Source organism: Streptomyces sp. NPDC059454 (assembly GCF_042749965.1).
GTDB lineage: Bacteria > Actinomycetota > Actinomycetes > Streptomycetales > Streptomycetaceae > Streptomyces.
In genome coordinates this window covers 33,348-55,798 of record NZ_JBHYVC010000036.1, presented here as the reverse complement: position 1 = coordinate 55,798, position 22,451 = coordinate 33,348, and the positions used below count along the sequence as shown (strand labels likewise).

The 22,451-nt window shown below is 73.2% G+C and carries 22 protein-coding genes and 2 pseudogenes; 13 read left to right on the top strand and 11 right to left on the bottom strand.

The annotated features are described in order from the left end of the window. Positions 1 to 43: 43 nt before the first annotated feature. Together ACFXAE_RS23400 and ACFXAE_RS23395 are read right to left on the bottom strand one after the other, a co-directional pair. Positions 44 to 1,342, bottom strand: coding sequence for an MFS transporter (locus tag ACFXAE_RS23400; RefSeq protein ID WP_384718050.1), 1,299 nt, complete (start codon positions 1,340 to 1,342; stop codon positions 44 to 46). A 60-nt stretch (positions 1,343 to 1,402) separates the two neighbouring features. After that, complete coding sequence (locus ACFXAE_RS23395; protein WP_384718048.1) at positions 1,403 to 2,413, bottom strand: hypothetical protein; 1,011 nt, start codon at positions 2,411 to 2,413, stop codon at positions 1,403 to 1,405. Positions 2,414 to 2,533: 120 nt separating this feature from the next. Here ACFXAE_RS23395 and ACFXAE_RS23390 point away from each other — a divergent pair, with 120 nt between their 5' ends. Together ACFXAE_RS23390 and ACFXAE_RS23385 are read left to right on the top strand one after the other, a co-directional pair. Then, complete coding sequence (locus ACFXAE_RS23390) at positions 2,534 to 2,986, top strand: DUF4442 domain-containing protein (RefSeq protein ID WP_384718046.1); 453 nt, start codon at positions 2,534 to 2,536, stop codon at positions 2,984 to 2,986. A gap of 81 nt (positions 2,987 to 3,067) precedes the next feature. Next, a pseudogene (locus ACFXAE_RS23385) lies at positions 3,068 to 3,160 on the top strand (DedA family protein); the annotation flags it as partial. 19 nt (positions 3,161 to 3,179) lie between these two features. Here the strand turns inward: ACFXAE_RS23385 and ACFXAE_RS23380 are convergent. After that, positions 3,180 to 3,710, bottom strand: coding sequence for a gamma carbonic anhydrase family protein (locus ACFXAE_RS23380; RefSeq protein ID WP_384718044.1), 531 nt, complete (start codon positions 3,708 to 3,710; stop codon positions 3,180 to 3,182). A gap of 114 nt (positions 3,711 to 3,824) precedes the next feature. On the opposite strand from ACFXAE_RS23380, the gene ACFXAE_RS23375 reads away from it, so the two are divergent. The 4 genes from ACFXAE_RS23375 to ACFXAE_RS23360 all read left to right on the top strand — a co-directional run bounded on the left by ACFXAE_RS23375 (position 3,825) and on the right by ACFXAE_RS23360 (position 6,799). Continuing rightward, complete coding sequence (locus tag ACFXAE_RS23375; protein WP_384718042.1) at positions 3,825 to 4,622, top strand: acyltransferase; 798 nt, start codon at positions 3,825 to 3,827, stop codon at positions 4,620 to 4,622. A 134-nt stretch (positions 4,623 to 4,756) separates the two neighbouring features. Next, positions 4,757 to 5,329, top strand: coding sequence for a helix-turn-helix domain-containing protein (locus tag ACFXAE_RS23370; protein WP_384718040.1), 573 nt, complete (start codon positions 4,757 to 4,759; stop codon positions 5,327 to 5,329). 23 nt (positions 5,330 to 5,352) lie between these two features. Further along, positions 5,353 to 5,910: a YbaK/EbsC family protein gene (locus ACFXAE_RS23365; RefSeq protein WP_384718038.1), complete on the top strand. Its 558-nt coding sequence runs from the start codon at positions 5,353 to 5,355 to the stop codon at positions 5,908 to 5,910. 70 nt (positions 5,911 to 5,980) lie between these two features. Continuing rightward, positions 5,981 to 6,799 (top strand): siderophore-interacting protein, encoded by an 819-nt coding sequence (locus ACFXAE_RS23360; RefSeq protein WP_384718036.1) that lies wholly within the window; start codon positions 5,981 to 5,983, stop codon positions 6,797 to 6,799. Positions 6,800 to 6,906: 107 nt separating this feature from the next. On the opposite strand, the gene ACFXAE_RS23355 is transcribed toward ACFXAE_RS23360, so the two are convergent. Continuing rightward, positions 6,907 to 7,980, bottom strand: a complete 1,074-nt coding sequence (locus ACFXAE_RS23355) for a cation diffusion facilitator family transporter (RefSeq protein ID WP_384718034.1) — start codon at positions 7,978 to 7,980, stop codon at positions 6,907 to 6,909. Between the two features lie 61 nt (positions 7,981 to 8,041). Between ACFXAE_RS23355 and ACFXAE_RS23350 the strand changes: the two genes are divergently transcribed. Continuing rightward, a complete protein-coding gene (locus ACFXAE_RS23350; protein ID WP_384718033.1) occupies positions 8,042 to 8,401 on the top strand; it encodes an ArsR/SmtB family transcription factor in 360 nt (119 codons plus the stop codon). A 13-nt stretch (positions 8,402 to 8,414) separates the two neighbouring features. Here the strand turns inward: ACFXAE_RS23350 and ACFXAE_RS23345 are convergent. Then, positions 8,415 to 8,735: pseudogene (locus ACFXAE_RS23345) on the bottom strand (4-hydroxybenzoate 3-monooxygenase); the annotation flags it as partial. A gap of 13 nt (positions 8,736 to 8,748) precedes the next feature. Continuing rightward, positions 8,749 to 9,156: a CoA-binding protein gene (locus tag ACFXAE_RS23340; RefSeq protein WP_384718031.1), complete on the bottom strand. Its 408-nt coding sequence runs from the start codon at positions 9,154 to 9,156 to the stop codon at positions 8,749 to 8,751. 167 nt (positions 9,157 to 9,323) lie between these two features. Between ACFXAE_RS23340 and ACFXAE_RS23335 the strand changes: the two genes are divergently transcribed. The 3 genes from ACFXAE_RS23335 (at position 9,324) to ACFXAE_RS23325 (ending at position 11,450) form a co-directional block, all read left to right on the top strand. Next, positions 9,324 to 10,088 (top strand): hypothetical protein, encoded by a 765-nt coding sequence (locus tag ACFXAE_RS23335; RefSeq protein WP_384718076.1) that lies wholly within the window; start codon positions 9,324 to 9,326, stop codon positions 10,086 to 10,088. After that, on the top strand, positions 10,085 to 10,627 hold the full coding sequence (locus tag ACFXAE_RS23330) for a SixA phosphatase family protein (RefSeq protein WP_384718029.1): 543 nt from the start codon (positions 10,085 to 10,087) through the stop codon (positions 10,625 to 10,627). The genes ACFXAE_RS23335 and ACFXAE_RS23330 overlap by 4 nt, the downstream gene beginning before the upstream one ends. Before the next feature lie 121 nt (positions 10,628 to 10,748). After that, on the top strand, positions 10,749 to 11,450 hold the full coding sequence (locus ACFXAE_RS23325; RefSeq protein WP_384718027.1) for a hypothetical protein: 702 nt from the start codon (positions 10,749 to 10,751) through the stop codon (positions 11,448 to 11,450). A gap of 5 nt (positions 11,451 to 11,455) precedes the next feature. Here ACFXAE_RS23325 and ACFXAE_RS23320 read toward each other — a convergent pair whose 3' ends face one another. Then, the gene (locus ACFXAE_RS23320; RefSeq protein ID WP_384718025.1) at positions 11,456 to 12,694 is read right to left on the bottom strand and encodes an IS110 family transposase; all 1,239 of its coding nucleotides are present in this window, start codon (positions 12,692 to 12,694) and stop codon (positions 11,456 to 11,458) included. Positions 12,695 to 13,432: 738 nt separating this feature from the next. Between ACFXAE_RS23320 and ACFXAE_RS23315 the strand changes: the two genes are divergently transcribed. Beyond that, positions 13,433 to 14,059 carry a YigZ family protein gene (locus ACFXAE_RS23315; protein WP_384718024.1) on the top strand — a complete coding sequence of 209 codons (627 nt, stop codon included), beginning with the start codon at positions 13,433 to 13,435 and terminating at the stop codon, positions 14,057 to 14,059. Between the two features lie 6 nt (positions 14,060 to 14,065). Here the strand turns inward: ACFXAE_RS23315 and ACFXAE_RS23310 are convergent, their stop codons facing one another. From ACFXAE_RS23310 to ACFXAE_RS23300, 3 genes are read right to left on the bottom strand one after another with little or no spacing between them, the layout of a single operon-like run. Next, positions 14,066 to 14,248 carry a hypothetical protein gene (locus ACFXAE_RS23310; RefSeq protein ID WP_384718022.1) on the bottom strand — a complete coding sequence of 61 codons (183 nt, stop codon included), beginning with the start codon at positions 14,246 to 14,248 and terminating at the stop codon, positions 14,066 to 14,068. Further along, positions 14,214 to 15,362 carry a cyclophane-forming radical SAM peptide maturase AmcB gene (amcB, locus tag ACFXAE_RS23305; RefSeq protein ID WP_384718020.1) on the bottom strand — a complete coding sequence of 383 codons (1,149 nt, stop codon included), beginning with the start codon at positions 15,360 to 15,362 and terminating at the stop codon, positions 14,214 to 14,216. The genes ACFXAE_RS23310 and amcB overlap by 35 nt, the downstream gene beginning before the upstream one ends. Beyond that, on the bottom strand, positions 15,359 to 17,638 hold the full coding sequence (locus tag ACFXAE_RS23300) for a tetratricopeptide repeat protein (protein WP_384718019.1): 2,280 nt from the start codon (positions 17,636 to 17,638) through the stop codon (positions 15,359 to 15,361). Before ACFXAE_RS23300 ends, amcB begins: the two co-directional genes overlap by 4 nt. A 150-nt stretch (positions 17,639 to 17,788) precedes the next feature. On the opposite strand from ACFXAE_RS23300, the gene ACFXAE_RS23295 reads away from it, so the two are divergent. Together ACFXAE_RS23295 and ACFXAE_RS23290 are read left to right on the top strand one after the other, a co-directional pair. Further along, entirely contained in the window at positions 17,789 to 18,952 is a 1,164-nt protein-coding gene (locus ACFXAE_RS23295; protein ID WP_384718017.1) for an exonuclease SbcCD subunit D, read from the top strand. Beyond that, the gene (locus tag ACFXAE_RS23290) at positions 18,949 to 21,945 is read left to right on the top strand and encodes an AAA family ATPase (protein ID WP_384718015.1); all 2,997 of its coding nucleotides are present in this window, start codon (positions 18,949 to 18,951) and stop codon (positions 21,943 to 21,945) included. Before ACFXAE_RS23295 ends, ACFXAE_RS23290 begins: the two co-directional genes overlap by 4 nt. A 7-nt stretch (positions 21,946 to 21,952) precedes the next feature. Here ACFXAE_RS23290 and ACFXAE_RS23285 read toward each other — a convergent pair whose 3' ends face one another. Next, the gene (locus tag ACFXAE_RS23285) at positions 21,953 to 22,399 is read right to left on the bottom strand and encodes an Lrp/AsnC family transcriptional regulator (protein ID WP_384718013.1); all 447 of its coding nucleotides are present in this window, start codon (positions 22,397 to 22,399) and stop codon (positions 21,953 to 21,955) included. Positions 22,400 to 22,451 lie beyond the last annotated feature (52 nt).

Sequence of the window (22,451 nt, the reverse complement as noted above, 5' to 3'; positions counted from 1 at the left end):
CTGTCCGGACCGGCGCGGCGGGTCCGGTGGTGCGGACTGCGGTTCAGTCCTGCGGCGGTTTCCCGGGTTCCCCGACGGGGCGTCCGGCATCGGCCGGTGCGGCAGACGCTCCGGTGACCTGGCGGGTCCGCCGACGCAGGTTCCGTACGTCCGGAACGCACAGCACCGCCGCCGTGACGACCACGACCAGCGCCGCGCACCCCCACAACGCCTCCGGTCGGCCGAACACCGTCTCCGCCGGGCCCGCCAGGGCCATCGCCGCCGGCACCAGCGCGACCGAGCCGAACCAGTCGTACGCCGAGACCCGGGACAGCTTCTCCTCCGGTATCTCCTGGTGCAGCGCGGTCATCCAGGAGACGCCGAACACCTCCAGCGACACGCCGGTCACGAACATCACCGCGCACAGCACGGCGACCGGCGCCGGCACGGCGAGCGCGGCGGACGGCAGGGCCAGCGGGAACACGCACAGGGTGCCGACGAACAGCAGACGGCGCGGCTGCCAGCGGGTCATCAGCAGCGCGCCCACCACCGTGCCCCCGCCGAAGAACGCCAGCGCCACGCCCCACGGACCGGCGCCGCCCAGGTGGTCCCGGGCGACGAGCGGTCCGTAGACCGCGTCGGCCGCGCCGACGACCGCGTTGGCGACGGAGAACTGGACGACGATGCCCCACAGCCAGGGCCGGCCGATGAACTCCCGCCAGCCCTCCTTCAGATCGGCGAGCATGCCCCCGCCGGGAGCGCGCGGCGGTATGTGCTTCACATCGAGGAACGCCCGCAGCGCCGCCGCGACCGCGAAGGCCGCCGCGTCCGCCGCCAGTACCCAGCCCGGCCCGATCGCGGCGACCATGGCCCCGCCCAGCGCGGCCCCGCCGAGCGTCGCTCCGTGCATCGCCATCCGGAACACCGCGAACGCCCGGCCGGCCTGCTCGCCCTCGACCGAGGACAGCAGCATGCCCTCGGCGGCCGGGCTGAAGAACGCGTGACCGGTGCCCCCGAGCGCGCTGAGCAGCATCATCTGCCACAGCTCCGGCTCGCCCGCCAGGACCAGTGCCGCGAAAGCGGCCTGCGAGACACAGTTCAGGGTGTTGGCCGCGACCATCACCCGGTGGCGCGGCAGCCGGTCCGCGACGGCACCGCCGATCAGCAGGAACAGCACCAGCGGCAGGGTGCGGGCGGCGGCCACCAGACCCACGTCGCCGCCGTCGCCGCCCGCGCCCAGCACGGCGAACGCGGCGGCGATCAGCGCGCCGTGACTGCCCAGGTTGGTCACCACGGCGGCGGCGGTCAGCAGGGAGTAGTTGCGGCCGGCCCGGGTGGGGCGGCGGGATGCGGTGGTCGGCACCCCGTGACTATCGCCGGGCCGGGACCGACTTGCCAAATGGGCCGCCTCCCTCCCGACCTGCTACGACTCCGTCGGAGCGTCCTCCGTCAGGCGCACCGTGCTGAGGATCTTCTGCACGGTCGCCTCCGGGATCTCGTCCTTGACGCCCTTGGCGCCGTACAGGTTCCAGGTGACGAAGTCCCCGGCGCCGTTCTTGAAGGCGAACGTGATCGCCTTGCCGTCGCTGTCGCACTTGCCGTTCTGCGGCGTGTTCTCCGAGCGCGCCGTGGCCACGCTGCCCTCGAGACCGGACGCCGTGGTGTACGCCTTCGGCTTCTCGTACTTGAGGCTCTTCTTGTCGGGCTGCGTGTACCCGCCGTAGATCCACCACGGCACCCGGGTCTCGGCCGCCATGTCCGTGTCCTTGGCGCCGTTCTCACCGCGGGTACCGGCGGTGGCGAGGGCGGTGTCCTCCTCGCGGCCGTCCTTGTTCTCGTCGCTCGTGCACCACTTGGACTTCAGATACGCGGGGGCGGTGACGGTGGTGCTGCCCAGCTCACCGTCCTTCTCCTCCCACTCGAAGCCCACGCTGGTGCCGGGCGTCTCGATCTCCCAGTCGGCCGGGACGTCGAACTTGGTGCCGAAGCGCGTGTTGACGACTACCTGCCAGCCCGGAACGGTCGCCTTCTCCCCCTCGCCGCCGCGCGGGTTGTCGTCCGAGGCGGAGACGCTCGGTTCCGCGGAGGTGTCCTTGGACGTGGTCGCGGTCGGCTTGGCGTCCTTCTTGCCGTCGGCCTCGTCGCCCGTGTCGCCGCCGAGCACCAGGAAACCGGTGACACCGGCGGCCACGACCACGGCCGTCGCCGCCACGATCGCCACCAGCTTCGTCCGGTTCCCGCCGCCCCCGCCCTGCGGTGGCTGCGGTCCGCCCGCCACGGTCGGTGCCCCCCATCCCGACTGCTGCTGGTACGGGTTCGGCTGCTGATAGCCGGGCTGCTGGTACGGATTCGGCTGTTGGTACCCCGGCTGCTGGTACGGATTGTTCGACTGCGGGTTCTGCTCGCCCCCGGGCGGCTGCTGTCCTGGCCACATGGACAGCAACCCTAGCCGTGCCAGGGACACGATGAGGTCACCGCCCTTTGACAGGGACGTAGCAAACCGGATGCCGCACGGCATGGCGACTTGAGGCTACTCGTGGGTAACCTTCTGCTCATGAGCGCAGACCAGATGACCATCGGCGAGATGCTCGCCGCCACGGTGCCCATGGCCCGGACCCTCGACCTCCAGTTCCTGGAGACCACGCCCGAGCGGGCCGTGGTGGCCCTGCCGGACCAGGCCGACTACCACAACCACGTGGGCGGGCCGCACGCCGGTGCGATGTTCACCCTCGGTGAGTCGGCGAGCGGCGCGATCGTGCTCGCCGCGTTCGGGGACCAGCTCGCGCGCGCCGTGCCGCTGGCCGTCCGCGCGGAGATCGCCTACAAGAAGCTGGCGATGGGCCCGGTCACCGCCACCGCGACCCTCGGCCGCCCGGCCGCCGAGGTCGTCGCCGAACTCGACGAGGGCATGCGCCCCGAGTTCCCGGTCTCGATCGCCATCCGCCGCGAGGACGGCGCCGTCACCGGCGAGATGACCGTCGTCTGGACCCTGCGCCCGGGCGGCTGACCACCGGCACTCCCGGCGGGGCCCGGTGGGCTTCCCGTTCGTGCGCCGGGTCCGGGCGCACGAACGGCGGCGGACCGGGAGGTGGTCCCCGGCACCTGCGCCACCGCCGGCGCGGTCATCGGCGACTCGATCGGCCGCGCCGTCGGCCGCGAGGGCGGACGGCCGCTGCCGGCCCGCGGACCGCGTGCGACGTCTACCTCCCGTGCTCTTCCCGATGGGCCTTCGCCAGCTCCGCGTACATCGTGCCGTTGAGAGTGAGCCCCTCCCGCTCCTCCGGGGTCAGCTCCCGCCGGACCTTCGCCGGCACCCCCGCGACCAGCGACCCGGGCGGCACCCGCATCCCCTGCGGCACCAACGCCTGCGCTGCGACAAGAGACCCGGCGCCGATCACGGCGCCATTGAGCACGGTCGCCCCCATGCCGATCAGGCAGTCGTCCTCGACGGTGGCCCCGTGCACCACGGCGTTGTGCCCGATCGACACCCGCTCGCCCACGCCGACCGGAAACCCCGGATCGGCGTGCAACGTGCAGTTGTCCTGCACGTTGCTGCTCGCTCCGACGGAGATCCGCTCCACGTCGCCGCGCAGCACCGCCCCGTACCAGACGCTCGCGCCCGCGTGCAGCGTCACGTCCCCGATCACCGAGGCCGTGGGCGCCACGAAGGCGTCCCCGTCCACCTTCGGCTCCCTGCCTCCGATACCCGTGATCAGCGCGCGGTGCGTCATGGCCCTCTCCTCCGCCGACATCGTGGACACCACGCACCGTACGCCGGCCCGGTGGGGTGAAGATCACAGGGGCGCCGGTCCGCCGGCGAGCCGCCCGCCGACTACGGTGAGCGGGTGCCGAAGCGCAAGAACACGTTCTCGTCCTGGTCGCGCCGTCTCGCTCAGCGCGCGGTCCACGCGGGCTGGGCCTGGGCGCAGCGCACGGGCTCGGTGACCGCCGAGCACCCCGGCCGCTTCCGCTTCGGGGCGATGGGAACAGGTACCAGGCTCGCCTTCCCGCTCGGCACGGTCTTCGGCGAGCCCTGGATCCGGATCGGCGCCCACTGCATCGTCGGCGAGCAGGTCACCCTCACCGCCGGCCTGATGCCCGGTCTCGACCTCGGTCCCGAGCCGATCCTGAGCATCGGCGACGGGGTCGTGCTGGGCCGCGGCAGCCATGTCATCGCCGACACGACGGTCACCATCGGCAGCGACTGCTACTTCGGGCCGTACGTCTACGTCACCTCCACCAATCACTCCTACGACGATCCGCACGAGCCCATCGGCAAGCAGTGGCCGCGGATGGAGCCGGTGGAGATCGGCCCCGGCTGCTGGATCGGCACCGGCGCGGTGATCCTGCCGGGGGCGCGCATCGGGCGGAACGTGGTGGTGGCCGCGGGCGCGGTGGTCCGGGGCGCGGTGCCCGACCACGCCGTGGTCGCGGGCGCCCCGGCCCGTGTCGTACGCCGCTGGACCCCCGCCGACGGCTGGCAGCCGCCGCTGCGCACCCCGGCGCCCGTACCGATCCCGGAGGGCATCACCCCGGAGCAACTGCGGGCGCTGTCGGAGCTGGACGAGGAGAGCGCCGCGCGGCTCGCGGAGCTGGACGAGGAGGGCGTGGCCCGGATCGCCGAGCTGGAGCCCGAGGGCTGAGCCGCCCTCACCCGGCCGTGAGCGGCGCCGATTCCGGCCGCAGTACAGTGCGATGGACGATCGGGTTCACCCCACGGCAGCCGGACGCAGGGGAGCCGGCCGCCGCCCAACACGCTGGACGGAACGGACGGAACGTGTCGGACCTCGACCTGCTGACCCAGTCCCTGGCGCGCAACGTCAAACGCTGGCGCACCGAGCGCGGCTTCACGCTGGACACGCTCGCGGCGCGGGCCGGTGTCAGCCGCGGCATGCTCATCCAGATCGAACAGGCCCGCACCAACCCGAGCATCGGCACGGTCGTCAAGATCGGCGACGCGCTCGGCGTCAGCGTTCCCACCCTGCTCGACTACGAACGAGGCCCGAAGGTCCGGATCGTCCCCGCCGACCAGGCCGTGCGGCTCTGGCACACCGAGGGCGGCAGCTACAGCCGGCTGCTCGCCGGCACCGAGGCGCCCGGCCCGCTGGAGATGTGGGACTGGCGGCTCATGCCGGGCGAGAGCAGCGACTCCGACCCGCACCCCGCCGGCACGGTCGAACTCGTCCACGTCACGTCCGGGGAACTGACCCTCACCGTCGACGGAGCGGAGCACCGGGTGCCGGCCGGCGCCAGTGCCTCCTTCGAGGCCAACACGCCGCACACGTACGGCAATCAGGGCGATGTCCCGATGGAGATGATCATGACCGTCTCGGTGCCGCCCGTGCACTGAGGCACCCCTGTTACGGTGCGGCCATGCGCGCACCCATCGGAGACTTCGGCCACGTCACCCCCGCCCCCGACTGCCTCGACGAACTGACCGCCCCGGTCGCGGCCGCCGTCCGCTGCTGGAGCGGCAGCGTCCCCGCGGACCAGTTGCTCTACGTCGACACCGACCCGCGCTGGGCGGACACCGCCGTCTTCGTCGAGCACTACGGCCGGGACCTGCTGGAGCGGTCGGCGAACTGCGTGGTGGTGGCGGGCAAGCGGGGCGGCGGGACCACGCTCGCCGCGTGCGTCGTCCTGTCCACCACCCGGCTCGACGTCAACGGCGTCGTACGGCGTCACCTCGGCGCCCGCAAGGCATCCTTCGCCCCGATGGACACGGCCACGGGGGAGACCGGTATGGAGTACGGCGGCATCACCCCGGTCGGACTGCCCGATGACTGGCCGGTGCTGGTGGACGCGGCCGTCGTGGACCTGCCGTACGTGCTCGTCGGCAGCGGCCGGCGGCGCGGCAAGCTGCTGGTGCCGGGCAAGGCGTTCGCGGAACTGCCCGGAGCGGTCGTGCTGGAAGGGCTGGGAGCGGCCTGACCGGCACCGGCCGTGCGTCGGAGCCGATCCGCCCCGTGCACGGGAAGTTAGCTTAGGCTAGCCTTTGTTCGTGTCGAAGATCCCCCGGCTGATGCCGACGAACCCCAGGATGTTCCGCGCCGAAGTCGTGCGCACCGAGCGTGTCTCCCCTTCCCTGCATCGCGTGCGCGTCACGGGACCGGACCTCGCCGAGTTCCCCTGGCAGGGCTACGACCACTGGTTCCGCCTGTTCCTCCAGTTGCCCCATCAGCGACGGCTGCGACTGCCGGACTTCACCGGATCCCGCTGGTGGCAGCCGTATCTGGCCATACCGGAGGACGAGCGTCCGCACTGTGCGAACTACACCGTGGCCGACTTCCGTCCCGACGCGGCGGAGATGGACATCGACTTCGTCGTGCATCGCGGCCCCACGGGCGAACTCGAGGGCCGGGCGGCGGTCTGGGCCTGCGGCGCCCGGCCCGGTGACGCGCTCGCCGTCCTCGACCAGGGGGTCCTGTTCGACTGCCCGCCGGACGCCTCGGAGGTGCTGGTCGTGGCCGACGAGACGGGACTGCCCGCCACCTCGGGCATCATGCGGTCCCTGCCGCGCGGGACGAGGGGCCGGGTCATCCAGGAGGTGCCCACCGCGGGCGACCGGCGCGAACTCGACGCTCCGCCCGGAATGACCGTCACCTGGGTGCTCCGCGACGGTGACACGTCCGTGCCGGGCCGTGCCGCACTCGGCGAGCTCCTGCGGCACCACCCCGCCGACCCGGCGGGATACGCCTTCGTCGTCGGCGAGTCGACGCTGGCCACCGAGGGGCGCAGGCACCTGCACCGGGCCGGCCTGCCGAAGGAGAGGATCACCTTCTCGGGCTTCTGGAAGCACGAGGTGCTCCAGGCCGCCTGAAGCCCTGGTCCGGCCCTGCGGCGCCGCCGGCCGACGCCCGGGCCGTCACGCTTCCCCCCGGAGACCGGCGCAGGAGCGGCCGGGTCTTCTCTCCGCCGGCGCCGGGGTCAGGGCGTTCGGTGTGCCGCGTGATGGACCAGTGCGAGATGCGGATCCGCCTCGCCCGGCGCGGGCTCCGGGTCGGCGTGGACCAGGGCCGAGGTCAACCGGGGGACGGCGTGCAGCAGCGCGTGCTCGGCCTCGACGGCGACACGATGGGCCGCACGCACCGTCGCCTCGCCGTCCACCACGACCGCCACCTCGGCACGCAGCCGATGGCCGATCCAGCGCAGCCGCAGCTCACCCACCCCGCGTACACCCGGAACCCGCGTCAGCGCCCGCTCGGCCCGGTCCACCAGTGCCGGATCGACGGCGTCCATCACCCGCCGGAACACCTCCCGCGCGGCGTCCCGCAGCACCAGGACGATCGCCGCCGTGATCGCCAGCCCCACCACCGGGTCCGCGTACCGCCACCCCAGGGCCGCGCCGCCGGCGCCCAGCAGCACCGCCAGTGAGGTGAACCCGTCCGTACGTGCGTGCAGCCCGTCGGCGACCAGCGCGGCCGAACCGATGGACCTTCCGGTCCGGATGCGGTACCGGGCCACCCACTCGTTGCCCGCGAACCCGACCAGCGCCGCGACGGCGACCACCGGGACGTGCGCGACCGGGCGCGGGTCCAGCAGCCGGTCGAGCGCCGTCCAGCCGGCGAAGGCCGCGGACGCGGCGATCGTCAGCACGATCGCGATGCCCGCCAGATCCTCCGCGCGCCCGTAGCCGTAGGTGAAGCGGCGGGTGGCGGCGCGCCGACCCAGGACGAAGGCGATGCCCAGCGGTACGGCGGTCAGCGCGTCCGCTGCGTTGTGCACCGTGTCCCCGAGCAGCGCCACCGAGCCCGACACGGCCACCACGACCGCCTGCGCCAGCGCCGTCACGCCCAGCACCGCCAGCGAGACCCACAGTGCGCGCATGCCCCGGGCCGAGGACTCCAGCGCGGAGTCGAGCTTGTCGGCCGTCTCGTGGGAGTGCGGGGCGAGGAGGTGAGCGAGGCGGCGCAGCGGTGAAGCCCTGTGGTGGTCGTGCTCGGGGTCGTGGTCGTGGTCGTGGTCGTGCGCATGTTCATGGTCGTGGTGGCGGTCGCTCACGGGCGTCCCCTTCCGGTGCGCGAGGTGGACGCGGCGGCGCCCGTACCGCCATTATGTGCGTATGAGCGCACGCATGCACCTGTCACCTGCGCACGATGCGCACCCACGCACCCCCGGCGAGGAGCACTACGCGCTCGCGGCGGAGTTGCTCGCCCTGCTCGGCGATCGCACCCGGCTGACCCTGCTGCACGCCCTGACCGGCGGTGAGGCCGATGTCACCACGCTCACCGAAGCCTGCGGCGCGGCGCGGCCCGCGGTCAGCCAGCACCTGGCGCGACTGCGGCTCGCGGGACTGGTGGACACCCGCAAGGAGGGGCGCCGGGTGGTCTACTCCCTGCGCGACGGCCATCTGCGGCGACTGGTGGACGAGGCGCTGAACGTGGCCGACCACCGGATCGGTGACCGGCCGCCGCACGACTGACGGGGCCGCGGCCTCAGGACCGGACCGCCGTGCCGAGGTACTGCTCCGCGAAGGCGGCAGCGGCGGTGGGGGAGGAGAAGAGACGGCGCAGCCGCGCGAGCGTGGTGCCCGCGCGGAACGGGTCCCCCGTCGCGGTGCCGTGGCACAGCTCGGACAGCCACTGCGAGAACCCCCGGCACTCCCGCACGCGCCGCGGACGGGCCCGGAAGTACCCGGCCAGTCCGCTGTCGTCGTCCCCGGTGAGACGGGCGACCGGCGCGCCGCCGAGCAGGAACGCGTCGTGCAGGGCGAGGTTCATGCCCTTGGCGGCGATCGGCGCGACCAGGAGTGCCGCGCTGTGACAGGCCCTAGCCGAGCCGGGGTATCTCGATCGCCGGGCAGCGGTCCATCACCATCTCCAGGCCCGCCGCGCGGGTCCGTTCGTAGGCCGCCTCGTCGACGACGCCGAGCTGGAACCACACCGCCTCGGCGCCCTTGGCCACCGCCTCGTCCGCGACGGCCCCGGCCAGGTCGCTGTTGACGAACACGTCCACGACGTCCACCTCGAAGGGGATGTCCGCGAGGGAGGCGTAGCCCTGCTCGCCGTGCACGGTCTCGGCCTTCGGGTGTACCGGCACCACGCGCTTGCCGAACCGCTGGAGCACCCGGGCCACGCCGTACGCCGCGCGCTGCGGGTTGGACGACAGGCCCACCACGGCCCAGGTGTCACCGAGTCCGGTGAGGATCTTGCGGACCGTCGCCTCGTCGCCGTACACCGTCGGCCTCCCGGGGGTCGTGAAAGAGCTGTCGCACCGCACAACGAAGCGGGGCGCGTGATGATTCCCGGCAGGGGGCCGCTCGCCCCGGGGAAGCGGTGGACTGTACCGGTCACCGGGCCGCCCGGCGCCGGGAACCGCACACGGCGACCCGAAAAGCGGCCCGGATACCTGCGTATGCCCGCTCACGCGCCTACGCTCGCCTCGTGCTGCGCATCACCGACGCCCGAACCGGCGAACCCGTGGACGCCGCCCCCGCCCGGCGGGGCCTGACCCGGGTCGAGGCCCACACACAGGGGGCCGACCCGACGAACCTGCGTGTGCTGCTCGTCGCCGACCTGCTCGTACGTGCCCTGGAGCTCGGCGGCACGCCGGTCTGGGCGCTGCTCACCGGCGATCGGCGGCAGGCGGAACTGCGTGCGGCGGGCACGGCCCTCGGGGTCCGGCCCTTCGAGGACGGCGGGGACGCCGGCACCGGCCTGGGCGAGGCCCAGGTGCTGCACGTGATGAGCGAGGGCGGCGCGACACCCGACGGAGTGCGCGTCGCCGTGGCCCCCGTGCACGGGGAGGCACCCGGCCCGGCGGACGGCGCCGACCCCGCCGCCCTGCGGCTGACCCTGCTCGCCCGTCCCAGAAGCGAGCCCGTGACGGTCGGCCCGACCGCCCTGGACGACGCCGCCGGGACCCTCGGCCGCTGGCGCCGCGCGGTCGCCGACTGGGCGCGACGGCCTTCGCGGCCGGTCCCCGACGCGGTGCGCGCCGATCTGCGCACCGCGTGGGAGGACGATCTCGACACGGCCGGAGTGCTGGGCGTCCTCCGCGCGGTGGAGACGGACCCGGACCTGGCGGACGGCGCCCGCTTCGAAACGTACGCCTACGCCGACCGGCTGCTCGGCCTCGACCTCACCCGAGACCTGGGATCCCCGGCGTGATCGAGCGCGCCGGGCCGGGACCGCTGCGCCGCCTGGTCGTCCTGCGCCACGCCAAGTCCGCCCGGCCGGAAGGCGTCACCGACCACGAGCGTCCCCTCGCCCCGCGCGGCCGCCGGGACGCCCCCGCCGCCGGACGCGCGCTCGCAGAGGCCGACTGCCTGCCGGGCCTCGCGCTGTGCTCCACCGCCGTCCGGGCCCGCCGCACCTGGGAACTGGCCGCCGCGCAGTGGGGCACACCACCACCGGCCCGCCACGACCCCCGCCTGTACCACGCCGACGTCCCCGAACTGCTGGACGTGGTGCGCGAGACACCGGCCGAGGTCGAGACGCTGCTGCTGATCGGACACAACCCGGGCCTTGAGGACCTCGTCCTGACCCTGGCCGGCGACGGCCTGGACGACACCCTGGACCGCGTCCGCGCCAAGTTCCCCACCTCCGCGATCGCCGTACTGTCCTGGCGCGGCGCCGCATGGCGGGACCTCGCCCCCGGCGCCGCCCTGCTGACGTCGGTGACGGTGCCCCGGGGCGGGCGGGGGTAGCCGGGACGGCCCTCCCGCGCGGGGGCGCATAGACACCTCACGTTGCTAGGCCGTCAAGCCGGTCGGCCGAGAGGACCGGGGTCATCGAACAGTTCTGACCGGGCTTGGAGAGAATGTCGGCATGGTGATGGCACGGCACTGGTACTCCTCGTCGCCCGTCGTGGACGGGCACCCGCTCTTGGATGAGCCGGGCTTCTGGCCGGCGCACTTGGCGGACTTGTCCGAGGGGCACCCGCCAGATGCCTTCGGCTCCGATGCGGGCGACGCCGCCACCATGCTGGACCGACTCCACGATCCGTCGGCGTGGCCCATGTTCACGGTGCCGCTGGTCGGCGGCTTCACGATCGTCCTGCACTACAACAGTGGCGAGGAGTTCACGACCACGGACTACTTCCTCACGCATCCCGACTGGAGCCAGGACCTCGTCCTGGCCAGCGACGATCAGGACCGCATCGGCCCCGGGCTGTGCTGGCCCGAGCTCGCCGCCCTGCTGGAGGCACCACCGGGTGCGGCAGGGGTCACCGACTCTCACGCCCGTCTCCTCCTTCTTCTGCCTGTTCTCGGCGACACGGCGGTCCCGGGGGAGGCCGTGACGGCGGTGGTCGAGGCTCTGGTCGCTCAGGGCGCGCCGGAGGCGAGCGAGGCGTTGGCCAGACGCCTGCTTGAGGGAAACCCCATGTGGGGCGCCGAGGACTGGTGGTTCGACGACGACGAGCAGAGCTGGCTCTGCGAGGGCGATCACAGCCCTCGTAAAGTCCCTCTCGGCGACCACCTACCCCCACAACAGCGAGCCGCCCTCGAAGCCTGCCTCGCGCCCCGCTGACCGGCTCAAGCCGCGCTGACAACGGCCTCGGGGGGAGGGGTCCCGAAGGCGAGGGACTCGTCGTAGCGCTTGCGGTGCTGGAGGCAGTGGTAGAGCTGGCCGATCATGCGATTGAAGAGGTTGCGCTGCGCGGCCGCGTGCCAGTCGCCGACCTCGCGGCGCCGCCGGTAGTGGGCGCCAGCTCCAGGCGAGTGCCGGAGTGCTGAGAATGCCCACAGATATCCCGCGTGATTGAGGCGGTCGTTCTTCACCCACCGACGGGTGATGGACGACTTCTTGCCGGAGGCCCTGGTGATGGGCGAGGAGCCCGCGTAGGCCTTGAGGCCACGGGCGTCAGCGAAGCGGGCGCGGTCGTCCCCGATCCCAGCGAGGATCCGGGCGGCGAGCTGGATGCCGAGCCCGGGGAAGCTCAGCAGGATCTCGGCGTCCGGGTGCTGAGGGAACGCCTCTTCCACCGCCTCGGCGAGCTGGTCCGCAGCGGTGCAGGCGGCTTCCAGCTGGATGAGGAGGGCGAGCATCTGCTTGCCGAGCGCGTCCTCGACCAGCGGCGGCTGGTGGGCCCACGCGGCACGGAAGACGTCACGGAGACGGTCGGCCTCCGCGTCGATACCCCGCTTGCGGCCAGCCCGCTTGAGAGCGGCCTGGAGCTGCGTCCGGGTCAGCCGTGCGGCTCGTGAAGGGGTCGGGGCGGCCTTGAGGAGTTCACGGGCCTCGGGCCGGCACAGGCCGTTGGCCCAGACGGCGAAGGCTTCCAGGGCGGCCGGGTAGTACTCGCGCAACAGGGAGCGGAGCTGGTTGGCGATCTGCTGCCGGTTCCACAGAGCGTCCTGCTGGGCGCGGGTCAGGACGGCGATGGCACGACCGAGGTCGCTGTCGCCCGGCAGGGGCCGGTGGGCGTGCATGTCGGTGCGCAGGATGTTCGCCAGGACCAGGGCGTCGCCGGGGTCGGATTTCTTGCGCGAGACGGAGTGGCGGTCGCGGTAGCGGGCCGCCGCCATCGGGTTGATCGCGAACACCTTCCGCGTTCCGGTCCGCAGCACGGCAACGAGCAGCCCGCGGGATGTCTCGATCGCCACCGGGATCGGGTTCTCCTCGGTGTCGCCGTACTCGGCAAGCAGCTCCAGCAGGACCTGGTAGCCGGCGGCGTCGTCGGTGATGTGCCGCTTGGCCACTAACGTGCCGGTGTCGTCGACCAGGGCGACATCGTGGGTGCGTTCTGCCCAGTCGATTCCGCAGTAGATCAAAGTGTTCCCTCCCCTACGAGCCGGGTGTTTGCGCTGGTCACGAGCGCATGCGGGCCACGCGAGCGACCTAATCCCAGGCCTCGACCGCAAGAGGGCCGGGCCGACACCTCACTAGCCGTTCGTGGCACCAGCGCACCCCACGGGCCCCGGTCTGCGCGGGAGCTCGAACGGCTCGGGCGTAACAAGAGGTCGCCGTGCGGCGGGCTCGCACCACCAACACCAACGAGTGATCAAGCGACAGGTGTTGACGCATGACGGTGTCGGACGGCACCCGGTCTCAGCCGAGGCCTGCTTGACCGTGCTGGCTTCAGATGTCCGCCCGGCACCGACGAACGTCAACACCCACCTACTGAGTGGTGGCAGTCACGAGAGAACCGAACGTTGCGCGATCTCACGCTAGGCATCGCGACCAGGAGCAGCACAGGCATCCGTCCGGCACCCACGCGACCACCACCATGAGCACAGGGACCACGCGCCGCTCTATGCGGAGGTCTCATGAGCCCCGGCTGGCCGGAGGCATCGCAGCCCCGTACTCGAACATCCCGCAAAGCATCCGCCCCGTCGGAACGTCCTTAACTACGGATTAGGCATCGCAGCCCCGTACTCGAACATCCCGCGAAGTATCCGCCCCGTCGGAACGTCCTTAACTACGGATTAGGCATCGCAGCCCCGTACTCGAACATCCCGCGAAGCATCCGCCCCGTCGGAACGTCCTTAACTACGGATTAGGCTGGCCGGATGCAGGACGAGTACCGCACCGTCGCCCGCGCGGGCGTGCACGAGACCGAGGTCAACCGCTCCCGCTTCCTGTGCGCCCTCGCCCCGGCGGCCACCGAGCAGGAGGCGCAGGACTTCGTCGCCGCCGTCCGCAAGGAGCACGCCGACGCCACCCACAACTGCTGGGCGTACGTCATCGGCGCCGACGCCTCCGCCCAGAGGGCCAGTGACGACGGCGAGCCCGGCGGCACCGCCGGCGTCCCCATGCTCCAGATGCTGCTCCGCCGCGACATGCGGTACGTCGTCGCCGTCGTCACCCGCTACTACGGCGGCGTCAAGCTCGGCGCCGGCGGCCTCATCCGCGCGTACGGCGGATCGGTCGGAGAGGCCATCGACAACCTCGGCACGATCACCCGCCGCCGTTTCCGCCTGGCCACGGTCACCGTCGACCACCATCGCGCCGGCAAGGTCCAGAACGACCTGCGTTCCACCGGCCGCGAGGTCCGTGACGTGCGCTACGCCGAGCAGGTCACCATCGAGATCGGCCTCCCGGACGCCGACGTGGACGCCTTCCGCGCCTGGCTCGCCGACGTCACCGCCGGGTCGGCGGGGTTCGAGCTGGGCGGGGAGGCGTACGGGGACGCCTGACGGGGCTCACGGGGCGGGCTCGTGCAGCGGGTTGGGGTTGGAGGCGCCCGAATAGAGGGTCACGGCGTGCGTGCACGGGGCGTCGCCGCAGTCCTCGCAGGCTTCGGCGTCCGGCAGGGGGAACAGCTCCGCACCGAGGGACCGTATGCGGGCCTCAACCGTGGGCTCCTCCGGTGACTCGTTCCGCATCGCGCATCAGTCCTTCCATCAGAAGTTTTCTGCCGTTGCGGCAGAAGAGGGTCTCGGTCGCGTCCAGTCGGCCCGTCTCGAAGTACTTGTTGGCGGCCTGCCCGCCACGGCAGTAGGCGAACAGGTCGCACACGGCGTGACAGGCGTCGACCCCGGCCAGGGCCTCGGCGACCCAGGGGGCCTCCCCGGCGCGGGCCAGGCAGCCGGCCAGCCCCAGTTCCCGCACGTCGCCGACGGTGAACCGGCCGTGGCGCGCAGAGGAGAAGCCGGCGAGGTCCGGGCTGAGCGGCACCACCTGTCCGTCCCAGGTGACCATGGGAAGCGGATCGACCGGCAGGCCGGCCCACCGCCCGGCCGCACCGGCCAGCTCCGCCCTGACGTACCGCCAGGCGTGCTCCAGGTCCCGCAGCGCCATATGCCGGTCGGCGCGCCCACGAGCGGCCAGCGCGGCCCAGAACTCCGCGATGTTCTCGTCGTCGTGGAGGATCCCGGCGTGCACGCCCTTGCGTTCCACCAGGTTCACCCCCAGAACGCGGCAGCCGAGAGCGGCGAACCACTGATGCAGTTCGGCCGCCTTGCGCGCGGACGGGTCGGACACGACGGCGATGGCCCCGAACGCGATGCCGTGCTTCCTGAGCAGCCCGATGCCGCGCAGCACGCGGTCCGTCGCCTCCCGGCCGGCGCGGTCCACCCGGTCGGTGCCGGGGCCGGGACCGTCGACACTGACGGAGACCTCGATCCGTCGTTCCGTGAACAGCCGGCACCACGCCTCGTCGATGAGCGAGGCATTGGTCTGCACGGCGTGCCGTACCGGGTGCCCACGGCCCGGAGGGAACCGGTCGAACAGCTCCCGCAGACGGGACACTCCCGTGGCGAGCGGCTCGCCGCCGTGCCACAGCACGGTGACCGGATGGTGTTCCGACCAGGAGTCGACGGTCCCCGCGACGGCGTCGGCGACCTCGTCGGACATCACGCGGGCGAGCCCGCGGGAGGGCAGGTAGCAGTAGCGGCAGTCGAGGTTGCACAGCGGCGTCGGCTGGAGCAGGACACGGGAGCTGGTCCTCGCCAGTCGTGCCGCCGGGGCGGCACGGGCCGGTGGCGACGGCCGCGTCATCGGCTCCCCGCCTCCCCGAGCGGTTCTTCCTCCCCGTGCCCGGCGGCGGTGAGGAGCTTCAGCGTCTCGCCCTCGCCGTAACGGTCGGCGACCTCCCGGTAGAGGCGCAGCGCCTTGAGGTGGGCCGCGACGGCCTCGTCGCGGCGGCCCGCGCGCCGCAGTGCGGCCCCGAGGTCGTTGGCGGCGATCGCCTGGCCGTGCCGATGGCCCACCTCCTCCTGTTCCCGTACGGCGAGCAGGTGGGCGTCGACGGCCTCGTCGAGGCGGCCCAGCGCGGCCAGGGCGACACCGAGGTCGTTCCACGCCGTGGCGGTACGTTCCCGGGCGCCCAGCTCCCGGAAGACCGCGCGAGCGGTGGTGTGCGCCGCCAGGGCTTCCTCGAGGCGCCCGGTCTCCCGGAAGGAGCGCCCCAGATTGTTCGTCGCGGTGGCCTCGTGGAACCGGTCGCCGACCGTGCGGAACATCTCGCGGGCCCGGGTGAGCGCGACGACCGACTCGTCGCAGCGGCCCAGCTTGAACAGGGCACGGCCGACGTTGTTCCAGGTCGACGCCTCAACCTGTCGGTCGCCGGTCGCGCGCACCAGTTCGCGGGCGCGTTCGTGGGCCTCGATCGACTCGTCGAATCTGCGCGCTTCGGTCAAGGAGACTCCCAGCATGTCCCAGGACTTTCCTTCTTCGAGCCGGTCCCCGCGCGACGCGTGGATCTCGCGGGCCCGCGTGTGCGCCGCGACGGCCTCCTCGATTCTGCGGCTGTAGCGCAGAGCCAGCCCGAGAGCGTTCCACGCCCGGCCCGCTCCGAGGTCGTCGCCCAGGACGCGTGCCGCCTCGGCCGCGCACCGGTAGACGGACACGGCGTCGTCGAAGTACCGCCGCCAGCTGAGATAACCGTAAAGGCTCAGCGCCAGTGCCAGTCCGGCCCGTGCGTGGACGGGGTCGGACGCCCACAGCGCGGCGGAGATGAGGCCGGTGCGCTCGTGGTCGAGCCAGCTCAGCGCGTCCTTTCGGCCGCTGAACCCGGTGGAGGGGGAAGAGGAGGGGCCGGGACGGGACTGCACGTGCCGGTCGGCCGCCTCGGCGCGCCACCGGTAGTGGGCGAGGAGCCGGGCCCGTGCCCGCGTGCCCTCGGCACGCAGTGACTCCTCGCGGGTCACGCGGTCCAGCGCGTAGGCGCGGACCAGGTCGTGCATGGTCCAGTACCCGCGCACGCTGCCGGGCCCGACCAGATGGGCGCGGACCAGCACGTTCAGCTCCGGCCGCGGCAGCGCGTCGGTCCCGTACAGCATGGTGATCGCTTCATCGCTCGTCTCCGGTCCCGGGGCGAGCGCCAGGAGCCGGAACAGGCGGGAGGGGCCCGGACCGAGGCGGCGGTAGGAGAGGTCGAACGCGGCCCGCACGCCGCGTTCGCCGTCGTCCAGGTGATCGATGACCGTCGCGGAACCGGCCAGCTCCGCGACCAGTTCCGCCACCGGTTTGCCCGGATCGGCGATGAGCAGGGCGGCGGCGATCTGCAGCGCCAGGGGCAGATACCCGCACAGGGCGCACAGGTTCCCGGTCGCCTCGGGGGCGTCCAGGACGCGCGGGTCGGCGGGGGCGGCCGTGCGCAGGGCCACGCCCAGCACGTCGCGGGCCACCTCGGGCCGGAGGACGTCGAGACGGAGGAGGTGGGCACCGAGCTGCGGCATGATGTCGCGGGAGGTGACGAGGACGCGGTGCGCGCCGTGGCCGGGCAGCAGGGGTCTGACCTGCCCGGGATGCGAGGCGTTGTCCACCACGATCAGCACCGCACCGCTCGTGCGGGCCCGTCCGGCCAGGACCGAGCGGTAGAGGCCGGCTCGTTCGTCCAGCGCCGTCGGCACATGGGCGGCCGCCACGCCCAGGGCGCGCAGCAGGGCCTCCACGAGCTGTTCGGCTCCGGCGGGCGTCTCGTCGTAGCCGTGGCAGTCGACGAACAGCGCGCCGCCGGGGAACCAGCCGCGTTCCCGTGCCGTGTGGGCGGCTCGCACGGCCAGCGCGGTCTTGCCCACGCCGCCCAGCCCGGCCACCGCGGTCACCGGGACCGGGGCGTGGCCGCCGGGGGCAGGGGCCAGTGCCGCCAGCAGCGCGTCGAGTTCCTCGGCGCGCCCGGTGAACTCGGCGGCAACCGGCGGAAGCGCGTCCTCTACGTGCGGCATGGGACCGTAGTGGTGATGGTGCTCCACCTTCTTCCCGATCGCCTCGCCCCGGAACGTCCCGTTGCGGAAGTCGATCCGGTCCCCGCCGTGTGTGTCCCCGCTCACACGGCCCATCTTGCCCTGAAAGGAAGACCTCCGACAGAGCGGCAATCTGCGGTCAATCCGGCATAACCGGCGGTCGTGGGATCTCTCATGACGGGCGATACGGGAGTAACCACCCGTGCTGTCGGGCCCTCCGGTTACGCTGCGGGGATCATGAGACTGCTGCACACTTCCGACTGGCACCTCGGCCGGTCCTTCCACCGGGTCGGCATGCTCGGCGCGCAGGCCGAGTTCATCGCTCACCTCGTCGGCACCGTGCGCGAGCGCGAGGTGGACGCGGTGGTCGTGTCGGGAGACGTGTACGACCGCGCGGTGCCGCCGCTCTCCGCGGTCGAGCTGTTCGACGACGCCCTGCACCGTCTCGCCGGCCTCGGCGTGCCGACGGTGATGATCTCCGGCAATCACGACTCGGCCCGCCGCCTCGGCGTCGGCGCCGGGCTCATGGGGCGCGCCGGCATCCACCTGCGGACCGAACCGTCCGCGTGCGGCACGCCCGTGGTGCTGTCCGACGGGCACGGGGACGTCGCCTTCTACGGGCTGCCGTACCTCGAACCCGCCCTGGTGAAGGACACCTTCGGGGTGGAGAAGGCCGGTCACGCGACGGTGCTCGCCGCCGCCATGGACCGCGTCCGCGCGGACCTCGCCGCCCGCGCGCCCGGCACCCGCTCGGTCGTCCTCGCACACGCCTTCGTCACCGGCGGCGAACCCAGCGACAGCGAGCGGGACATCACCGTCGGCGGGGTGGCCGCCGTGCCCGCCGGGGTGTTCGACGGCGTCGACTACGTGGCGCTGGGGCATCTGCACGGCTGCCAGACCCTCACCGAACGCGTGCGCTACTCCGGCTCCCCGCTGCCGTACTCCTTCTCCGAGGCCGGCCACCGCAAGAGCATGTGGCTCATCGACCTGGCCGCCGACGGGGCCGTCACCGCCGAGCGCGTCGACTGCCCGGTGCCGCGCCCGCTGGCCCGGATCCGCGGCACCCTGGAGGAGCTGCTCGCCGATCCCGCGCTGGCACCGCACGCGGAGGCGTGGGTCGAGGCGACGCTCACCGACCCGGTCCGCCCGGCCGACCCCATGGCCCGGCTCACCGAGCGCTTCCCGCACACCCTCAGCCTCGTCTTCGACCCGGACCGGGCGGCGGACGACCCCGCGGTCTCCTACGCCCGCCGCCTCGCCGGCCGCGACGACCAGCAGATCGCCGAGGACTTCGTCGCCCACGTGCGCGGCGCAGGACCCGACGCGCACGAGCGGAACGTCCTGCGGGACGCCTTCGACGCGGTCCGCGCGGACGACGCGGTACGGGAGGTGGCGCGGTGAGGCTGCACCGGCTGGACATCACCGCCTTCGGGCCCTTCGGGAGCACCCAGAGCGTCGACTTCGGCGAGCTGTCCGCCGCGGGGCTCTTCCTGCTGCACGGCCCCACCGGCGCCGGCAAGACCTCCGTACTGGACGCCGTCTGCTACGCGCTGTACGGCTCCGTTCCCGGGGCCCGGCAGAGCGGCCAGGGCATGACCCTGCGCAGCGACCACGCCGCCCCGGGCGTACGCACCGAGGTCACCCTCGAACTCACCGTCGCCGGACGCCGGCTGGAGATCACCCGGCAGCCGCCCTGGGAGCGTCCCAAGAAGGGCCGCCGTGCGGGCACCACGGTGGACAAGGCCCAGACCTGGCTGCGCGAACGAGACGCCGCGTCGGGCACCTGGAAGGACCTCAGCCGCTCGCACCAGGAGATCGGCGAGGAGATCACCCAGCTCCTCGGCATGAGCCGGGAGCAGTTCTGCCAGGTCGTGCTGCTGCCCCAGGGCGACTTCGCGCGTTTCCTGCGCGCCGACGCCGAAGCCCGCGGCAAGCTGCTGGGCCGCCTCTTCGACACCCGCCGCTTCGCCGACGTGGAGAAGCGCCTCGCCGAACGCCGGCGGGCCGCAGAGTCCCGGGTGCGCGAGGGCGACGCCGACCTGCTCGCCGACGCGCACCGGATGCAGCAGGCCGCGGGCGACTCCATGGAGCTGCCCGGGCTGACGCCCGGCGAACCGGGACTGGCCGAGGCCGTGCTGGACGCGGCGGCCGTCGCCCGCAGCACCGCGCGGGAACAGCTCACGGCCGCCCGCTGCCGTCTCGCCACCGCCGAGTCAGCCCTCGCCGACGCCGACCGCGTCCTGGACGTCGTACGCGAACGGGACCGGCTGCAACGGCGCTTCGCCGAGGCGCGGGAGCGGGCGGCCCGGCTTCAGGAGCGGTCCGGCGCCCACCACGAGGCGCAGGCCCGCATGGAGCGGGCCCGTAAGGCCGAGACCGTCGCCCCGGCCCTGGACCTGCGGGACTCCGCCGAGGCCGAACACGGACGGGCGGCCGGTGCCGAACTGCGCGCGCGTGCCCTGCTCCCGGCGTCCCTCGCGGACGCGGGAGCGGCTGGGCTCGCGGCCGCCGCCCGCCGGGCCGCCGAGGAACTGGGCGGGCTGGAGTCGGCCCGCCGCGCCGAGCGGCGGCTGACGGAACTCCTCGGCGAGCGCGCCGACCTGGACCGCCAGGAGCGCGCCGACGAGGAGGTGCGGGAGGACGCGGAGACCTGGCTCGCGCACTGGGAGGAGACCCGGACCGCTCTGCAGGACCGCATCGAGTCCGCACGGCAGGCCGAGACACGGGCCGGTGAACTCGCCGTGCGGCGCGACCCGGCGCGGCAGCGGCTGAACGCCGCGCGGCTGCGCGACCGGCTGACCGGGGACACGAAGACGGCCGAGGAGCAGGCCCGCGTCGCCCGGGAACAGGCGCTCGCGGCGAAGCAGCACTGGCTCGACCTCAAGGAACAGCGCCTGAACGGCATCGCCGCCGAACTGGCCGACGGTCTCACCGACGGCGAACCCTGCGCGGTCTGCGGCGCCACCGAACACCCCGCTCCCGCCCGCAAGGTCGACGGGCACGTCGACCGCGCGACGGAGGAACGCGCCCTCGCCGACCACCAGCGCGCCGACGACCACCGTGCCGAGGCCGAGCGGCGGCTCGGCGCCGTCCGGGAGGAGCTGGCCGCCGCGAGAGCGGAGGCCGGGGACACCGCCACCGGACAACTCGTTCGTGAAGCGGAGGAGTTGGAGCGGCAGTACACCCAGGCCCGGGACGCAGCCTCCGTACTGCACGCCGAGCAGGAGCGGCTGCGCCGAGCGGAGCGGGAGCACGAGCTGCGGATCACCGCCCAGCGTGAGGCGGCCGTCCGGGCCGCCTCACGCGTGGGCCACCGCGAGCGGCTGGACCGGGAACACGCGGCGCTGGAGCAGGAGTTGGCCCAGGCACGGGGGGACGCCACCAGCGTGGCCGCGCGCGCCGCGCAGCTGGAGCGCGGCGTCGCACACCTCACGGACGCCGCCGACGCCGCCCGTGCCGCCGAGGACGCGGCCCAGCGGCTCAAGGAGGCCGACGCCCGGCTCGCCGACGCGGCCTTCCGCGCGGGCTTCGACACCCCGTGGGCCGCCGCCGAAGTCCTCCTCGACGACACCGCCCACCGCGAACTCCAGCAGCGTCTGAACGCCTGGCAGCACGAGGAGGCCGCCGTCCGGGCCGTCCTCGCCGAACCGGAGACCGCGGCCGCCGCACAGCAGCCGCCCGCCGACCTCGGCTCCGCGCAGCGGGCCGCCGAGGACGCGGACCGCAGGGTGCGCGAGGCGGCCTCCGCGCGGGACGCCGCCGACCGGCGCTGCGCCGAACTCGACCGGCTCTCCGCGCGGGCCACCGCCTCGGTGCGCCGGCTGGGCCCCCTGCGCGAGGAGTACGACCGGGTGGCCCGCATGGCCGGACTCACCGCGGGCACCTCGGCGGACAACGAGCGGAAGATGCGCCTGGAGTCGTACGTCCTCGCCGCCCGCCTGGAACAGGTCGCCGCCGCCGCGACCGTACGACTGCACCGCATGTCGTCCGGCCGCTACACCCTCGTCCACTCCGACGACCGCACCGGCCGCGGCCGCAGCGGACTCGGACTGCACGTCGTCGACGCCTGGACCGGACGGGAGCGCGACACCGCGACCCTCTCGGGCGGCGAGACCTTCTTCGCCTCGCTCGCCCTGGCGCTCGGTCTCGCGGACGTCGTCACCGACGAGGCGGGCGGGGTCCGGCTGGACACCCTCTTCATCGACGAGGGCTTCGGCAGCCTCGACGACCAGACCCTCGACGAGGTCCTGGACGTCCTGGACTCCCTGCGCGAACGCGACCGCAGTGTGGGCATCGTCAGTCACGTCGCCGATCTGCGACGGCGGATACACGCCCAGCTGGAGGTCGTGAAGGGACGCTCCGGTTCGGAACTGCGCCTGCGCGGGACCCGCTGAGGCCGGCTCACCGCCCCAGCGGGCGGCGCGGCAGCGGCGAGGAGTAGACCACGCTGGTGGTCACCGAGCCGAGCGTACCGATCCGGCCCGCCACCTCCTCCAGATGCCGCATCGAACGGGCGGCGACCTTGATGACGAAACAGTCCTCGCCCGTCACATGGTGTGCCTCCAGGATCTCGGGCATCGCGGCGACGAGGTCGTGGAAGGGCTTGTAGTTCCCGGTCGGATAGCGCAGCCGTACGAAGGCCAGGATCGGCAGTCCGATCCGCTCCGGGTCCACCACCGCCGTGTAGCCCTGGATGACCCCGGCCTCCTCCATGCGGCGCACTCGTTCGGTGACCGCGCTCGCGGACATCGAGACGGCACGGGCGAGTTCGGCGAAACCGGCCCGTCCCTCCCGCTGGAGGACGTCGAGGATGCGCCAGTCGGTGGCGTCCGGGGAATACGCGGTCATTCCCGAGAAGTAGCAGGTGAATCCCCGGACGATCAAGATGAAGGCCGGGGTT

What these genes read in the sequence shown, in the direction of transcription:
- ACFXAE_RS23295 (WP_384718017.1), top strand. Translation starts at nt 17,789, where the DNA reads ATGAGACTGCTGCACACTTCCGACTGGCACCTCGGCCGGTCCTTCCAC.
- ACFXAE_RS23395 (WP_384718048.1), bottom strand. Translation starts at nt 2,413, where the DNA reads ATGTGGCCAGGACAGCAGCCGCCCGGGGGCGAGCAGAACCCGCAGTCG.
- ACFXAE_RS23380 (WP_384718044.1), bottom strand. Translation starts at nt 3,710, where the DNA reads ATGACGCACCGCGCGCTGATCACGGGTATCGGAGGCAGGGAGCCGAAG.
- amcB (WP_384718020.1), bottom strand. Translation starts at nt 15,362, where the DNA reads ATGACGCGGCCGTCGCCACCGGCCCGTGCCGCCCCGGCGGCACGACTG.
- ACFXAE_RS23285 (WP_384718013.1), bottom strand. Translation starts at nt 22,399, where the DNA reads ATGACCGCGTATTCCCCGGACGCCACCGACTGGCGCATCCTCGACGTC.
- ACFXAE_RS23350 (WP_384718033.1), top strand. Translation starts at nt 8,042, where the DNA reads ATGAGCGCACGCATGCACCTGTCACCTGCGCACGATGCGCACCCACGC.
- ACFXAE_RS23315 (WP_384718024.1), top strand. Translation starts at nt 13,433, where the DNA reads ATGCAGGACGAGTACCGCACCGTCGCCCGCGCGGGCGTGCACGAGACC.
- ACFXAE_RS23310 (WP_384718022.1), bottom strand. Translation starts at nt 14,248, where the DNA reads ATGCGGAACGAGTCACCGGAGGAGCCCACGGTTGAGGCCCGCATACGG.
- ACFXAE_RS23390 (WP_384718046.1), top strand. Translation starts at nt 2,534, where the DNA reads ATGAGCGCAGACCAGATGACCATCGGCGAGATGCTCGCCGCCACGGTG.
- ACFXAE_RS23325 (WP_384718027.1), top strand. Translation starts at nt 10,749, where the DNA reads ATGGTGATGGCACGGCACTGGTACTCCTCGTCGCCCGTCGTGGACGGG.
- ACFXAE_RS23365 (WP_384718038.1), top strand. Translation starts at nt 5,353, where the DNA reads ATGCGCGCACCCATCGGAGACTTCGGCCACGTCACCCCCGCCCCCGAC.